Origin of the sequence: Paraburkholderia hiiakae, from assembly GCF_904848665.1 — a bacterium.
In the GTDB taxonomy this organism is placed as follows: domain Bacteria; phylum Pseudomonadota; class Gammaproteobacteria; order Burkholderiales; family Burkholderiaceae; genus Paraburkholderia; species Paraburkholderia hiiakae.
Genome location: NZ_CAJHCQ010000002.1, coordinates 616,980 through 631,843, shown reverse-complemented (window position 1 = coordinate 631,843; position 14,864 = coordinate 616,980). Strand labels below are relative to the sequence as shown.

Below are 14,864 nucleotides of genomic sequence, written 5' to 3'. Positions count from 1 at the left end.
GAGGCTCGATCGTGGCAGGCGGATTGTTATGGAGCTCGGCATCGCGCACGGACGTAGGCCGTGTACGGGCGCTCAACGAAGATGCATGTCTCGATCTGCCCCAGAAGGGCCTATGGGCAGTGGCGGACGGCATGGGCGGGCACACGGCGGGCGATCTTGCCAGCGGCATGATCGTGCGCGCGCTCGGAGGCCTCGCCATCCCCAACACGCTCACCAGCTTTTCGACCGCCGCGCGTGGCACGCTGCAGACCGTGAATCACCAGTTGCGCGAAGAAGCGGCGCGGCGCGGGGTTCGCATGATCGGCAGCACCGTTGCCGCGCTGATGGCGAGGGGGCGCGAATTCGGCTGGCTATGGGCGGGCGACAGCCGCATCTATCTGTACCGCGATGCGCAGCTCGAACCGCTCACGACCGACCACAGTTACGTGGCGGAGCTTCAGGCGCAGGGGCATTTGAGCGCCGAAGCGGCGCGCCACCATCCCTCGCAGCATTTGATAACACGGGCCGTCGGTGCGGCAGACTGGCTTGATCTAGACGAAGGCCGCATCGTCGTGCGCGACGGAGACCTTTTTTTGCTGTGCAGCGACGGCCTGAGCAATGAAGTGCAGGCACCCGAGATCGTGCGCGCGCTAGAGGCCGGCGACTGCCAGCAGGCAACCGAAACACTCGTGGAGATGGCCTTGCAGGCGGGCGGGCGCGATAACATCACGGCGGTGGTCGTCAGGGTGGATGATCCTGTTGCGTCGGATCGGACGCTGGTGAATCCTGCTGTGGGGCGCTGAGAGCGTGGTTTGTTCGTGGTGGTGGTCGTTCTGGCTGTTTTGGCCTTTCCTTGTGTTCGCGTCGGTATGCCAGCGTTGCCCCTGTGCGGGGCGGCACCTACTTTCTTTGCAGCGGCAAAGAAAGTAGGCAAAGAAAGCCGCTTACACCGCTAGTGCCTGCCACGGTTCATCTCGCGCCACCACAGTTAGTGGCTCCGGAGCGTCTGTCGCCTCGCACCACTGAACTTAGTGACAAAGGGCTCATTCATCCCGCTGCTCGCTACGCGTGCAGCGGCCGGGTCTGCAAGGGAAACCAAATGGTACGAACGGGCATTAGCGAGAAATCATGCGCCCGAATGGTTTTGGGTTATGCCCTTCGGCGCGCGTAGCGCCGCCGGAGGTATGAGCGCCTTGTCACTCCGATTGTGGGCGAGTGGTGACAGACGCTCCGGAGCCACTGGCATGTACGGCCAGAGATGAACTGTGGCTGGCGCTGGCGGTGTGAGCGGCTTTCTTTGCCTACTTTCTTTGCCGCTGCAAAGAAAGTAGGTGCCGCCCCGCACAGGGGCAACACCGGCATACCGACACGAACACAAGGAAAGGCCAAAAACAACCAGAACCACGACACCCCCCCAAACAAACTCACGATTCTTTCACGTGATTCATCTTCTCGGCATGCCGAAAGTCCTTCGAATGAATACCGTGCTTCTTGAGCAGCATCTGCAAGTGCGACCGATTCATATCACAGCGCCGCGCAAGCTCGGCCACGGTGCCACCAGTTTCCTGCAACCCCCGCTCGAGAAACGCCCGCTCGGCCTCATCGCTCGCAGCGCGCTTCGCATCGCTAAGCGAAAGTGGCATGCCAGCCGTCTCGGCTTCCATCGCGCGTAGCGCCAGCGCCGCGGGCTTAGGCCGAATATCGTCGGGCAAGTGCTCGACATCTGCCGTATCGCCGGCAAGACACGACAACCGATACACGAGATTGCGCAGCTCGCGAATATTCCCCGGGTAGGCATACGTCAGCAAAAAGTCACGCAGCTTGGGCGTGAGCTTCAAGGGCCGGCGTTTAAGCTGCCCAGCCGCCTCGTCGCCGAAATACGCAATGAGCAGCGGAATTTCATCGTTGCGTTCGCGCAGCGCAGGCAGCGTGACATGAATGACGCTCAGCCGGTAAAAGAGATCCTCGCGAAATTGCCCTTGCGCCGCGAGTTCGCGCAGGTTGCGGTTCGTCGCCGCAACAATACGCGTGTCCACACCAATGGTTTCATCGGAGCCCACCCGCTGGATTTCGTGCGCTTCGAGCACACGCAGCAGTTTCACCTGCCCCTGGAGCGGCAACTCGCCGATCTCGTCCAGAAAGATCGTTCCCGTATGCGCGCTTTCGAACTTCCCTTTGCGATCGCTCGACGCGCCCGTGAACGCCCCTCTGCGATGGCCGAACAACTCCGATTCGAGCAGGTTCTCGGGTATCGCCCCACAGTTGACCGAGATGTACGGGCGGTCGGCGCGCGCGCCGTTGGCGTGAATCACCTTCGCCATCAGCTCCTTGCCCGTGCCGCTTTCGCCGTCGATCAACACGGGCAGGTCGGTGGGCGCCGCCTTTTCCGCGATCTCCAGTGCGGCCAGCAACTTCGGGTTGTCGCCGAATATGCCTTCGAATATGAAGCTGCGCTCGATGAGCGCCTCGCGCCGCCGGTGCGCGGAAGGCGCCATGGCATCCGGCCTTTCCAGCGCATCGAGCGCCTCGGGCGCCTCGGCAGCCGCTTCGACGAACCGCTCCTTGCGCGAGAGCTGCATGACTTCCTCGCGCAACGCGTTCGACTGGTTCAAAAGCTTTTCGATATCGGTGCGCTCGAGCCGCGGCGCCCAGCGCAGCGTGGAGCGAAGGATCTCGATCTTCTCGAGCAGCCCCGCATAAGACACAACGGAGCTGCCGAATCCATGCGGGTCGAAGAGTTTCATGATGGCCCAAGCTGCTTTTGAACGAGCTGGTAATACATGCCCTTGCGCTCGACGAGTTCTTCGTGCCGCCCCTGCTCCACGATAGCGCCTTCGTAGAGCACAAGAATCTTGTCTGCCCGCATGATGGTGCTCAGCCGGTGCGCGATGATGAGCGCCGTGCGGCCCTGAAGAATGTCGTGCATGTTCGAGAGGATGTTGCTTTCCGACTGCGTGTCGAGCGACGAGGTGGCTTCGTCGAACACAAGCAGGCGCGGGTCGTGATATAGCGCGCGCGCAATGCAAAGGCGCTGTATCTGCCCGCCCGAAAGGCCCACGCCGCGCTCGCCCACCATCTGCTCGTAGCCGAGCGGCATTTTGCTGATGAACGCGTGCGCGTCGGCCATGCGCGCGACTTCCTCCATGCGCCGCCAGTCCGGCGTGGCATCGCCGCAGGCGATGTTCTCGGCGATCGTGCCGGAAAACACGAGGTTCGTCTGCATCACGTAGCCCACCTGGGCGCGAAAGTACGCGTGGTCGATCGCGCTCATGTCGTAGCCGTCCACGTTGATCTTGCCTTCGGTCGGCGCGTAGAAGCCCACTAGCAGCTTGGCGAGCGTCGTCTTGCCGGAGCCGCTGCGCCCCACGATCGCCACCATCTGGCCGCGTCCCACCGAGAAGCTGATGTTTTCCAGCACGTAAGGCGTTTCGTTGCCGCCATAGCGGAAATACACACCGTCGAACTCAATATCGCCCTGCAGGTCGGGAAGCAGCACGCGCGAGCCGAGGTCGGCGGGCTTCTGCTCCGGCTCGATGTCGAGCACGTCGCCTAGCCGCTCCATCGCGACCGCCGCGTCGTTCATGAGGCTCCATAGCCCGACCAGACCCATGAGCGGCGCAAGCACGCTGCCCATGAACGCATTGAACGCGATGAGCTGCCCGATGCTCAACTCCTGATTGAGCACGAGCGTGGCGCCCGCCCACAGGATCACGATCGTGGTCGCGGCATTGAGCAACTGGCTGCCGAGACCCACCAGAATGTTGAACGCCTGCGCGCGATACTGCACTTCGAGCGACTTCGCATACTTGCGCTCCCACTTCAGACGCACCGCTCTTTCTATGCCCATGCCCTTCACGGTTTCGGCGCCGCCCAGCGTCTCCATCAGCATGGAGCGCGCGTCCGTGGACACAGAAAAGACCTCGCGCGCATAGCGCTTGATGCGCGGTGTGGCAATGGCGGTGAGCGCCATAATGGGAATCACGAACGCGATGAGCAGCAGCGTCAGCTTCACGTTGTAGAGGAACATGATCGTGAAGTAGATGAAGATCATCAGGAGGTTGAGCGCCGTGGTCACCGTCGATTCAGTGAGGAACGCGCGTATCGTTTGGTTCTCCTGAAAGCGTGCGAAGATATCGCCCGTTTTACGGCGCGCGAAAAACGAGAACGGCAGCGACATGGTGTGCTTGAAGAACTGCGACATCATCGCGAAGTCGAGACTGCGTACCATGAAATTCGACAGATGCGCGCGTATCGTCGCCATGAGTTGCGTAAACACGTGCGAGATAATGAGCCCGACGATCAACAGGTGCAGCAGACTCACGTTCTGGTGGACGATCACGCTGTCGAGAATGTTCTGGATGATGAGCGGCGGCACCACGCCCAGCATCTGGATCACGAAGGTCGCGAGAAACAGGTGCGCGAGTATTTTCCGGTAAGGCAGCAGATAACCGATGAAGCGCACCCACGCCGAGCGCGTCGCTGCCTGCGCGCCGGTGGTTTCGCCCGCTGTGAACAACAGGCACGTGCCGTTCCAGCCGCGCTCGAATGCTTCGACGCTCAGTTTGCGAAAGCCGAGCGCCGGGTCTGCCACCCTCACCCATTGCTTCGAAACGCCATACACGACGATATAGTGGTAGCCCTCCCAGTGCGCGATAAAGGGCAGCTCAAAGCCTTGCAGCGCTTCGTATGTGCACTGCACGCCACGCGTGGCGAAGCCGAGTGCCTCGCCGGTGCGTGCGAGACTTTCCAGCGTCGCGCCCTGGGTCGTCACGTTCGCGAGGTCGCGCAGCTTGCCGAGCGTCATGGGAATGCCGTAGTGCCGGCAGATCATCGCGAGGCACGCCGCGCCGCAGTCCATCTCCTCGGCCTGCTCGACCAGCACGAAGCGCTTGACCACGCGTTCGCTGAATTTCGCATCCGCGCCGCTGTCCACGGCAACTGGCCGGCTGCGGCGCTCGGCGAGCTTCTTCTGCCGCTGCAATTCGCGTTCGGTGAAGCGCACGCGCTCTTCCAACACCTCGCGCAACTTGGGGTTGCGCTCCAGCATGAAGTGCACGGTCTTCTCGGGAATCACCAGCAGCCGTACATCGGTGAGCGCCGTGACGCTCGCGGGCTGATCCTGGCGGAGCAGGCACGCGCGTTCGCCGAAGATCTCGCCCGCGCCAAGCTTCGCGATCTGATAGACGCTGCCGTCTTCCTCGCGCGCAATGCTGACCTCGCCCTGACGCACGACATACAGGCGCATATCGCCGCCCGCGCCTTGATGGATGATCTCCTTGCCCGCGCTCACGCGCTTGACGCCCACGCTCGACACATATTCTTCCAGCTCGGCGCGAGAAAGCTTGCCGCGCAGGTCGAAAAGCCGCGAGACGAAACCGCCCGCGGAGCTGATCGCCACATAGCTCGTCACGAACGACTGCGCGGCCGGATTGGCGGCGAGCAACGGTTCGAGCGCCGCACGCGGGATGCACAGCACGTCGGTTTTCGCCGAAGCACGCACCGACACTTCGTGCCAGTAATCGCGCAGCATGGCGATCTCGCCAAAGACTTCGCGTTCCTTGCGCACACCGAGGCTCATTTCCTTGCCGCGCTCTTCGGCGATCAGGCGCACCGAGCCCGAACGGATCACGTAGAGTCCGGCGGCAGGTTCGCCGCGCTTGCAGAGCGTGTCGCCGAATGCGTAGCTGCGCGTTTCCACCTGCGCGGCGAGGCGGTCGAGTTCTTCGCGCGAAAAAAGCGAAAGCGGTTCGACCGATGCGAGAAAATCCGCCAGCGAAGGTGCGCTGGCCGGTGCGGGCGCCTGAGTGTCCATCTGCTTGGCTCTGCGCGCTCAGTGCGCGTCGATAATATGTTCTTGCGCGCGCTCCGCGAGCCACTCTTCGCGCAGAAGCCGCCGCACTTCGGAGGAAACGTCCGCTTCGAGCACCGCCGGATGCTTCGCCGTCACGCAGAAAATCTCGAAGAACGAGCCGTCCGGCGCGGGAAACGGGCCGAGCAGGTCGCCAACTTGCGCATTGAACACCTTTGCCTCGATGTCCGTTTTCAAGGACCCGCGCAGCACCTTGCCGATCACGCCACCGCGCTCGCTCGTGTCCGCGATCGAATGCTCGCGCGCCATTTCACCGAACGCCTGCGGTTCGTCCTCCAGAATCGACATGACCTCGCGCGCCTTGCCTTCCGAGTCCACCACGATGTGGCTCACTTCGATGCTGTCGAACTTCGGCGAATTGAGCTTGAAATAGCTTTCAACCGCCTCTTCGTTGCAGATCAGGTTAAATGTCTTCTCCTGATAGAGCGTGTCGGTAATGAAGCGCTCGAATTCGTCGAGGCTGATACCGAACACATCCAGGTAGCGGTTCATGTCCGCCGCGCGGTGCAACCCCCGCACGCGGCGAAACTGGTCGGCGCGCTCCTGGATATCGTCGGGCCCGACCTGCACGCCCATTTTCTTCGCGGCGATGACCGTGAGCCGGTCGCGCACCTGCTGTTCGACCAGGCTTTCGAACTGCCCCGTGAGTTTCAGCACGCGGATGAAATCTTCCGTGGCGATCGCTTCATCGTCGATCCGTACGATTGTCGTCATTTCGTTCCCCTGATTTCTGATTCCCGAATTCTGAATGGATTAGCGTCTTCAACCCGCGACTTGCCGGAACGGGTCCAGCGCGAAATCGATCAGGCGCCGCTCGCGCACCACGATTTCGGCGGTCGCCGTCATGCCGTAGCGCAGCGGATACGTCGCGCCGCCAATCGAAAAATGATCGCGCGAAAGACGCACGCGTCCTTCGTACACCGGCTCCTTCGTCTGCGCCTGCGGCTTCGTGGTCGGCGAAATATATTCGAGCGTGCCGTCCACCACGCCATAGCGCTGAAACGGGAACGCGTTGAATTTCAGCTTGACGGGCAAGCCCTCGTGCAGGAACGCGCGGTCCTGCTCCGCAATCGCCACCTTCACGACCGGGCGCGCATTCGCTGGCGCAATGGCCCCGAGCGGCGTGTTCGCCTGAATCTTGTCGCCGGGCTGCGTCGTCGTCACGTCCGTAATCACACCCGAGACCGGCGCGAGCACGAGCAGGAAGTTGTCCTTGTCGATGTTCTCGAAGCGGATGCGCGCCGCGGCGTCGGCGGCAAGGCGCGCGGTTTGCACCTGCAGGCGCAGCTTGTCCTCGGTATTGGCGATTTCGCGCTCCGTCGCGTCGTATTCGATCCGCAGCGATGTGAGCTGCTGGGCGCTGCCTTCGAGTTGCGCCTTCGCCTGCCCGAACTCGTGGCTCGTTTGCGCCTGCAGTTCGGTGAGCCGCGCTTGCGCGATCCGGTAATTATTGTCCGCCTGCACGAACGCACTGCGCTTTTCCTCGACCTGGCTTTGCGACACGCCGCCGCCGCCCGGCAGCGCGAACAGGCGCTCGTATTTGTCCTGGTCTTCCTTCGCGAGGTCGCGCACGTGGCGCGCGTTGTCGATATTGCCGCGCGCTTCGTCGAGCTGGGCGTTCTCGGCCTGCTGAAGCTTGCTCGTGCCTTCCGCCACGCGCGTTTCATGCATGTGTTCTTCAACGTCCATCTGCGCCTTGAGGGCCTCGGCCTTACGCTCCATGAGCGCCTTCTTCTCCGGGAACTCCTTCCAGTCGCGTTCGGCGTCGTCGAGCTTCAGACGCGCGTCGAGCGCATTGGTCGCCGCCTGGATCGCCCCGCGCGCGTTGAGACGTCCAATCACGTCGTCCTTCTCCACGGGCTGACCTTCGGCGATATAGATATCTACGAGCTCGCCGTCCACCGGTGCGTAGATGCGGCGCACTTCGGACTCCGGAGCAAGTGCCCCCGGCGCGCTGACGATCACATCGGCACGCCCGACGAACGACCATAAGAGCGCGCACACCACGAGCGCAACCATCGTGATGATCGTGGCTTCGATGAGACGCCAGGGGCGCGCGGTGAGGATCGCGACGCCCTCTTCGCTGTGGTCGCCCAATGCCTCGCCAAGCGGCCGCGGCGCCTCGGGCGCGGCATGCAGTCCATGCATGCCGAACGCCTTGCGCAGGCGCTCAATGAGCCGGGACGGATTCACCGTGCCCTCCGGCTAGCGCGAGCTTTTCGAGCGCGCCCGCATGGGCTGCGAACGGCGGCGTGGAGAAGTGCGCGGCGGCCAGACGGTCGTGCACGGCCTGCACATGGCCCGCATGCGCCTCGCTGTCGATCTGCTGATACTGGTCGACGTCGGCGCGCACGGCGTCGAGCCCGGCGAGGCGCGGATAGCGCTGCGCATAGTCGCTCAGCATCGCGGTGAGCGCGTCGAAGCGGTCGCTCGCGAGCGCGCTGTCAATGGCCTGCTGGATGCGATCGAGCGCAGCCACGTAGACCGAATCGTCGCTCTGCAGCTTGCGCAAGTGGCTGAGCGAATCCGCATACACCGCGGCAAACGCCGGCACATAAGCCGAGATGCGGTCGAATGCGCGCTGATGCTCGCCGGGGTCGTCGCTCCAGCGGCTCGTCAACGCGTGGATCGGCGCTTCGTCGCGGTAGATGCGAATCGGCGCTTGTTGACCGCCCCGCCCCTGCACGAACGATTGCAGCGCGCCGATCCAGTCGATGTTTTCCACGAGCGGCGCGGCGTCCGGATTGTGGCGCGCGAGCGTGCGCATGTCTTCCACGATGGCACGCGCGCGATCGAACGCCCGCGCGTTGATCGCGGCAACCCAGTCGGGCACGTTCGCCTTGATGAGCGCTTCTGTCCCCATCGCGCGCCACGTGGTGTCGTTCGGGTGGCGCGTGAGATATTGGTCGGCCATCCGTGCCGCGTTTTCGAACTGGCCGCTCGTCAGCAAGGCCTGCATGTCGCGCTGCGGCGCGCCCTGGAAATACGTGAGCGCAACGAGCGCAACGATCACGGCAAGCCCGCCGCCGCCCCACCGCACGAACGCGCTCATGTTGATCTTGCCGCTGCCGCCGAGCGCTTCGCTCAGTTCGCTAAGGAAGACCTCTATCTTGCCGCGCCGGTGTCTTGCGTCGTGGCCGGGTTCTGGCGCTTGTTGAGGCGCATCGGGATTGATCTCGTCGTCCTGTGCGGGCGCGGGGGGCGTGCAGAAAATGTCGAGAAACGAGTGCGCGCTGCCAATGAAGGTCGTGCGGTCGGCGTCTTCCGCGAGCACCTGCGCGCGGCGCTCGCGCGTCGCCGTCACGGTGGCATCGCTTCCACTCGTGCTGTCGAGGCCAACACGGTAGACGAAGTGTTCGCCGCCAAATGCGATGCGCTGGCCGTCTTCGAGCTTGACCGCGTGATCGTCGAGCCGCTGCCCGTCGAGGAACGTGCCGTTGGTGCTGCCCAGGTCCTCGACATACATCGCGTCGTCTTCTGCATAGATGTGCGCATGACGTCGCGACAAATAGTTCACCTGATGCGGATACGCGTCGTGATACTGCGAGAACGTCTCGTCGGCCTTGCTGACCAGGAACGGAAAACTCGTGACGACGATCTGCTGCAAGCCGAGATCGGCGCGCTCAGGCGTGAGCGTCACCACGGTTGCCCGCACGGCCGCGCGCGCCGCACGTGGCGCGAAGCTCACGCGAAACGCGAGCGCGCCGGCAAAGCTGAGTTCATCGCCGTCGTTGAGCACGTGGGGCTTCTGGGTGACTTCGATGCCGTTGACCGCCGTGCCGTTCTTGCTGCCCAGGTCGGCCACATAGGCCGACGCGCCCTCGCGGAAGATGCGCGCGTGGCGGCGCGAGACATCCACGACGACCTCGGGCCGCGCCTCGGCAAAAGGCGGTTGTGTTCGCCCCACTGCGAACAGATCCTTGTCGATGCGGATCTCGCCCAGTTCCGCATGCGATATCGGCCGCAACACGATATCGAACGTCCGGTCGAGCGATGTCTGGCTCTCGGCAATGGAAGCGGCGTCAGGCACCATGATTCCGCCAGCGATCAGCAGTTGTCAGCCAGGCCGCGCGTGGCGCAAGCGCCGCGTGCGCACTGACTCTCCTTGAGAAGCCGCGCGCCTTGCACAGGGCGATCGGGGTGTTAGAAAAGTGTAGGCGACTGTTGGCTGGAGTCAAACAACTGACGTGCCCTGCCGCAACGAGCGCGCTCACTTGACGGGCGCTGCCGACACAGCGGAATTCGAGGCCACGCTGGCCACATCGACGTCGGGCCAGCCGCCGCCGATCGTCTTATAGAGGGTGACAGTGTCGCTCAGGATCTGCTCATGGTTGGCCAGAAGCGACTGTTCCGCGGAAGCTAGCGAACGTTCGGACTCCAATACTTCGAGCTGCGATACGAGCCCTTCTTTCAACTGCGCCTCGACCTGCGCCGCGACGGTGCGCAGACGCTCGTTCTGCTGCAGCAGTTCGATGCGTTGCTTTTTATGCGCGTCGAGATTGACGAGTGCGTTCTCGACCTCTTCGAACGCCGTGAACACCACCTGGCGATACTGCTCCTCGGCAACCTTGCTCTCGGCCTCCGTCGTCTTGATGTGGGCGTGGACGCTGGGGTCGAACATCGGGAAGTCGATGCTCGGCATGAAGCTCAGCGTGAACACCTTGAAGAGATCGGAAAGCGAAAACGCGGCCGTGCCGGCGCGGCCCGTGAGACTGATGGTCGGCAATTGCGCGAGCCGCGCGGAACCGACTTGATCATACGATTCGAGAATCCGGTACTGCGCGGCCACCACATCGGGGCGGCGCCCCAGTAACTGCGCGGGCAGTCCCATGGGCACGTCCGGCAGCTTCACGCGCTCGCGCAACTGGCCCGCCGGCATTTTGAATTCGCCCGCCGGCACACCGACCAGCGTGGAAAGCGCGTTTTCGGCGGTATCGCGCTCGCGGTGCAGTTCCAGCAGTTCGTTCGCCACGCCGTTGACTTCGGCGCTCTGACGCAGCACTTCGGTTTTGGGCGCTACATCGTTTGCGTACATCTGCTGGTAGATGGTGAGAATCTGCTTGTTTCTGTTGAGCGTGTCTTGCTCGTCCCGGATCTGGTCGTCGAACTGGAGGATCTGGAAATAAGTGCTCGCCACGTTCGTAACGAGCGTCAAATAGCCTGCACGCCAATCCGCTTCGGTAGCGTGATACTCGGCCTTTTGGGCCTGCACGCTTTTTTCCACTTTGCCCCAGATATCGATATCCCAGTTCACCTGAGTGGCGACGTTATAGGTCTTCGAGAGCGCTAACCCCGTGCTCTTCTCATAGTCGATACCCGCGCCCGCGTCGACCGTGGGCAGTGCACCGGCCTGCACTTCCCCGATCTGCGCGCCGGCCACGCCGATGCGCGCGGCCAGCACCCGGATATCGACATTGCCCGCAATCGCCTTTTCTATGAGCGTATTCAGGTAGGGATCGTCGAACGCTTTCCACCACTGCGGATTGACCGTATCGGCCGCAGAAAACGTGCGGTTCGTATGCGCCCAGGCGTCCTTCGCAGGCATGTCGGGGCGCCGGTACGCAGGCGTACTCAGATCCGTGCAGCCGCACAGCGCCACGGCACACAACCCAGCCGTTCCGACGAAGCGGGTCAGCCAGCGCGACGCGCCACCGAGTACGTGTGCGGCGGACGGCGAGAGCAGTGTGTTCACGATCGACTCCTTGAGCGGAAGGCGGCGACGAGTGTGGCAAAAGGCGCGACGATAAAGCGGTGTGCAACGGATGCGGTGGACGGCGGCGCCGTGGAGGCCGGTAAGCCTCCACGGCTGGCAGCACGATCAGAAGTTGATCGTGTTGTGCGCCGTTTGCATCGGGTTGGTCGACGAGGTGATGCCCGTCACGAACGCCACGTCGTTGCCCGTGTTGCTGGCGATGCTGTTGGTCTGGCCGATCACTTGCTCGGCGGTGAAGTTGGTGGTGCTGACCTTCACGCTCGGCATGCTCGGATAGAGGATGGGCAGCGGGCCAAAGCCCAGGTTGCCGCCGCGCACGGCGCTCATTTCACGGCTGTCGAGTTCTTGGGCGACGCTCAGGTCTGCAATCATCAGCTTGCTCATGGCAGTTCTCCAGAAAAGGAATGCAACGGTGTTGAGTTTTGAGCTGCAAGGTTGCGGGCTCGGGTCCAACAAGGCATGAGGCGTGCCAGGTGCACGAGCGCGCGAGCGCACGGCCGCGCATCGCCCGCTGCATAAGGACTGCTCTGGAATTTCCGAAGGCTCACGCGCAGTGAATGGCGCTCGCTGAACGTGTGGTGTGATGGGTGCGCGCCAACTCGTCGCGCGACTTATGTTGGCGTGCTGCGAACACGGGGGGTCAGTGTGATGTCAAAGCGTCGCAAACGTCTCATGCCTCATCGTGAAGGGCACGATCGTATCGTATGGATCACTTAACGTAGATGGTGATTTTCTTCGAGTACACAGGCGGGTTGTGCGGCACGTGATGAGCGTCGCCCATCAGCAACTGCAGCGTATGTTTGCCCGGTGGCAACTGAAGCATGGTCTCGGTCTGGCCTGCGCCGAAGTGCAGGTGGTTGCGATCGGATGGGATGGGCTGATCCATCGGCGGCAAGTCCGTGTCGACGAGCAAATGATGGTGGCCCGTGTTGGGAAACTCAACTTCGGCAGGCGCCACGCCCATGCTGCGCAGGCCGAACCACACGCGAAATGGCCGCCCGGCCGGCATTACCTGGCCGTCGTTGGGCCAGCCTATGTATACGTGTGCGTTCGGATCGGCCGGCGTCGTGCCTGCATGCGCCGCACCGCCCGTGAGCAGCACGAGGCTGGCAGCAAAAACGAGGAACCTGTTCATGGCATGCACTCCCGCTTCTTTTGCGCTGCGGCTAAAGACGGATGTCCTTCTCTATTTCACCGTGACCGTGATCTTCTTCGAGTAGACCGGCGGATCGTGCGGCACATGGTTGTAGTCGCCCATCAGCAACTGCAGCGTGTGCTTGCCGGGCGGCAGTTCGATCCGGGCCTCCGTTTCGCCCGCGCCGAAGTGAAGATGATTGCGATCCGACGGGATCGGCTGATCGAGCGGCGGAAGGTCCGTGTCGATGAGCAAGTGATGATGGCCAGTATTCGGCTTGTTGATCCCCTTAGGGCAGACACCCATGTTGCGCAGGCCCATGCGAACCCAGAACTTGCCGGTGGGGATCGTCGCGCCATCCGGCGGCCAGATGATGTAGACCTCCGCGCCGGACGGCGAAGGGGTGCGCTCGGCAAACGCGAGGCGCGGCATCAGAGCGGCCGCTGCCAGGGCCAACAGAGTAGCTCTTCGTTGCATCTTCGTGCTCCTTGTTCGGCAGACGGCGCAAGGCTTTGGAGTTCGGTGCGTGTTCTACAGCTTAGGTCGGATTCAAGCGGATGGAGATAAATCGGCGCGGCACACGCGCGTGCCACTGAGTTACTGCATCGCCCGGCGTGCGTGCTATTTTGTAGTTGTGCGCAGGCAGTGCTTGTTCCGGCGGCGGCCCGCGTTCTCACGCGAGCGCGGCTGGCGACTGCAGCGGGGTAGCGCACCGTCGGCATTGAAAGACGATGACGCCTGGGGTTTGCACCTCGGCTGGCACCTGCTGGCACCTGATAGGGAGAACGAACATGAGGCGGCTAGTGTTGCCTGTGTGCCTGTTGATCTCGCTCGGCCTGACTTCCACGCTGCGTTCAGCCGTGCAGGCTGCGCATGAACGTTCGGCTGCGGTTCGCGTACAGCTGCGTTTCGAGCCGCAAGACCCTGGTGGGTACGCAAGCGCCCACCGCACGCATGAGCGGATCACAGCGGCCAGCGCAACGCGGCAGCGCTATGGCGTTGAGATCGTGCGAGTTGGCCTGATGCCGAAAGACACTTCCCAGGAATACGAAATCACGTTCTGGAATTCGATCAAGGACAGTCAATACGCCAGCGACTACGAGGCGTACCTCAAGGCCTATCCGAATGGACGCTTCGCGCCGCTCGCACAGGCCCGCCTTACGCGTTTGCGTGCGGAGGCATCGAAATCGCCTGCCGCGTCCGCTACGTCCGCTACGTCCACCATGCACGCGGCTAGCAGTCCCGCTGCCGCCGCGCCCACTCCAACGCCCACACCGGCGAGCGCACCGGCGCCCACGCCTCAGGCAAAGACAACGCCTCCCCCGCCAGCCGCGCAGACCAAAACAGCGCCCGCCTCCGCACCTCCCGCTGCGGCCACGGCAACGGCAACGGCCGCAGCCGCAGCCGCGGTGGCTGCGAAGGCCAACCCCGCCATTTCGAAACCGGGTCCACACGACATTCAGGACTGCCCATCTTGCCCGGTGCTGATCGCGGTGACGCCCGGCAACTTCACCATGGGCATCGACAACGACGACGCATCGGAGCGGCCCGCGCACCGTGTAACGATCAGCCATAGCTATGCGCTCGCGAAATATGCAGTGACGGTGGCGCAGTGGAACGCGTGCGTCGCCGCCAGCGCCTGCCCGCGCTTGTCGAACGAGAACAACGCCTCACCGAACGCTCCCGTGCGCGATCTGAGCTGGGACGACGCGCAGCAATACGTGAAATGGCTTTCGAAGGTGAGCGGCAAGCCCTACCGCTTGCCGACAGAGGCGGAATGGGAATATGCGGCGCGCGCCGGCACCGAAACGCGCTACTGGTGGGGCAACGATATGCGCAAGGGCACGGCGAACTGCAAGGATTGCGGGCCGCCGTGGCACGCCGAGGCGCCCAACGACGTCGGCTCTTTTCCGGCCAATGCGTTCGGCTTCTACGACATGGCCGGGGGCGTTTGGGAATGGACCAGCGACTGCTGGCACAACTCGTACAAGAACGCCCCGAACGACGGTCACTCATGGGACGAGCCCAACTGCCAGACGCGCGTGATCCGCGGCGGGTCGTGGCGCGATGGCGCGGGCTATATGCTCGCCGCCACGCGCTTTAAATACGACAGCAGCGTTCGCTACGAAGCCAATGGTTTTCGCGTCGCGCGCGACATGAAATAGCGA

Annotated in this window: 11 protein-coding genes; 2 read left to right on the top strand and 9 right to left on the bottom strand. The window is 63.1% G+C overall.

Annotated elements, in window-relative coordinates:
- The first annotated feature begins 11 nt into the window (after positions 1 to 11).
- A complete protein-coding gene (locus JMY28_RS06735; RefSeq protein ID WP_201695096.1) occupies positions 12 to 782 on the top strand; it encodes a PP2C family protein-serine/threonine phosphatase in 771 nt (256 codons plus the stop codon).
- Positions 783 to 1,403: 621 nt separating this feature from the next.
- Here JMY28_RS06735 and JMY28_RS06730 read toward each other — a convergent pair.
- From JMY28_RS06730 to JMY28_RS06690, 9 genes are all read right to left on the bottom strand, one after another.
- Positions 1,404 to 2,723: a sigma-54 interaction domain-containing protein gene (locus tag JMY28_RS06730; RefSeq protein ID WP_201695095.1), complete on the bottom strand. Its 1,320-nt coding sequence runs from the start codon at positions 2,721 to 2,723 to the stop codon at positions 1,404 to 1,406.
- Complete coding sequence (locus JMY28_RS06725) at positions 2,720 to 5,791, bottom strand: peptidase domain-containing ABC transporter (RefSeq protein WP_201695094.1); 3,072 nt, start codon at positions 5,789 to 5,791, stop codon at positions 2,720 to 2,722. Before JMY28_RS06725 ends, JMY28_RS06730 begins: the two co-directional genes overlap by 4 nt.
- Before the next feature lie 18 nt (positions 5,792 to 5,809).
- Positions 5,810 to 6,562, bottom strand: coding sequence for a peptidylprolyl isomerase (locus tag JMY28_RS06720; protein WP_201695093.1), 753 nt, complete (start codon positions 6,560 to 6,562; stop codon positions 5,810 to 5,812).
- A 48-nt stretch (positions 6,563 to 6,610) separates the two neighbouring features.
- Positions 6,611 to 7,996: an HlyD family efflux transporter periplasmic adaptor subunit gene (locus JMY28_RS06715; RefSeq protein ID WP_201695215.1), complete on the bottom strand. Its 1,386-nt coding sequence runs from the start codon at positions 7,994 to 7,996 to the stop codon at positions 6,611 to 6,613.
- A 22-nt stretch (positions 7,997 to 8,018) separates the two neighbouring features.
- Positions 8,019 to 9,881 (bottom strand): FHA domain-containing protein, encoded by a 1,863-nt coding sequence (locus JMY28_RS06710; RefSeq protein ID WP_201695092.1) that lies wholly within the window; start codon positions 9,879 to 9,881, stop codon positions 8,019 to 8,021.
- A 177-nt stretch (positions 9,882 to 10,058) separates the two neighbouring features.
- Complete coding sequence (locus JMY28_RS06705; RefSeq protein WP_407945478.1) at positions 10,059 to 11,483, bottom strand: efflux transporter outer membrane subunit; 1,425 nt, start codon at positions 11,481 to 11,483, stop codon at positions 10,059 to 10,061.
- Between the two features lie 183 nt (positions 11,484 to 11,666).
- A complete protein-coding gene (locus tag JMY28_RS06700) occupies positions 11,667 to 11,945 on the bottom strand; it encodes a hypothetical protein (RefSeq protein WP_201695091.1) in 279 nt (92 codons plus the stop codon).
- A gap of 325 nt (positions 11,946 to 12,270) precedes the next feature.
- On the bottom strand, positions 12,271 to 12,696 hold the full coding sequence (locus JMY28_RS06695) for a DUF4399 domain-containing protein (RefSeq protein ID WP_201695090.1): 426 nt from the start codon (positions 12,694 to 12,696) through the stop codon (positions 12,271 to 12,273).
- A 51-nt stretch (positions 12,697 to 12,747) separates the two neighbouring features.
- Complete coding sequence (locus JMY28_RS06690) at positions 12,748 to 13,173, bottom strand: DUF4399 domain-containing protein (protein ID WP_201695089.1); 426 nt, start codon at positions 13,171 to 13,173, stop codon at positions 12,748 to 12,750.
- Between the two features lie 314 nt (positions 13,174 to 13,487).
- On the opposite strand from JMY28_RS06690, the gene JMY28_RS06685 reads away from it, so the two are divergent.
- Positions 13,488 to 14,861, top strand: a complete 1,374-nt coding sequence (locus JMY28_RS06685) for a formylglycine-generating enzyme family protein (RefSeq protein ID WP_407945472.1) — start codon at positions 13,488 to 13,490, stop codon at positions 14,859 to 14,861.
- Positions 14,862 to 14,864: the final 3 nt, after the last annotated feature.

Excerpts from the sequence above, each read along its gene's own strand:
- JMY28_RS06730 (WP_201695095.1), bottom strand. The coding sequence starts at position 2,723 with ATGAAACTCTTCGACCCGCATGGATTCGGCAGCTCCGTTGTGTCTTAT.
- JMY28_RS06725 (WP_201695094.1), bottom strand. The coding sequence starts at position 5,791 with ATGGACACTCAGGCGCCCGCACCGGCCAGCGCACCTTCGCTGGCGGAT.
- JMY28_RS06720 (WP_201695093.1), bottom strand. The coding sequence starts at position 6,562 with ATGACGACAATCGTACGGATCGACGATGAAGCGATCGCCACGGAAGAT.
- JMY28_RS06715 (WP_201695215.1), bottom strand. The coding sequence starts at position 7,996 with ATGCATGGACTGCATGCCGCGCCCGAGGCGCCGCGGCCGCTTGGCGAG.
- JMY28_RS06710 (WP_201695092.1), bottom strand. The coding sequence starts at position 9,881 with ATGGTGCCTGACGCCGCTTCCATTGCCGAGAGCCAGACATCGCTCGAC.
- JMY28_RS06700 (WP_201695091.1), bottom strand. The coding sequence starts at position 11,945 with ATGAGCAAGCTGATGATTGCAGACCTGAGCGTCGCCCAAGAACTCGAC.
- JMY28_RS06695 (WP_201695090.1), bottom strand. The coding sequence starts at position 12,696 with ATGAACAGGTTCCTCGTTTTTGCTGCCAGCCTCGTGCTGCTCACGGGC.
- JMY28_RS06690 (WP_201695089.1), bottom strand. The coding sequence starts at position 13,173 with ATGCAACGAAGAGCTACTCTGTTGGCCCTGGCAGCGGCCGCTCTGATG.
- JMY28_RS06685 (WP_407945472.1), top strand. The coding sequence starts at position 13,488 with ATGAGGCGGCTAGTGTTGCCTGTGTGCCTGTTGATCTCGCTCGGCCTG.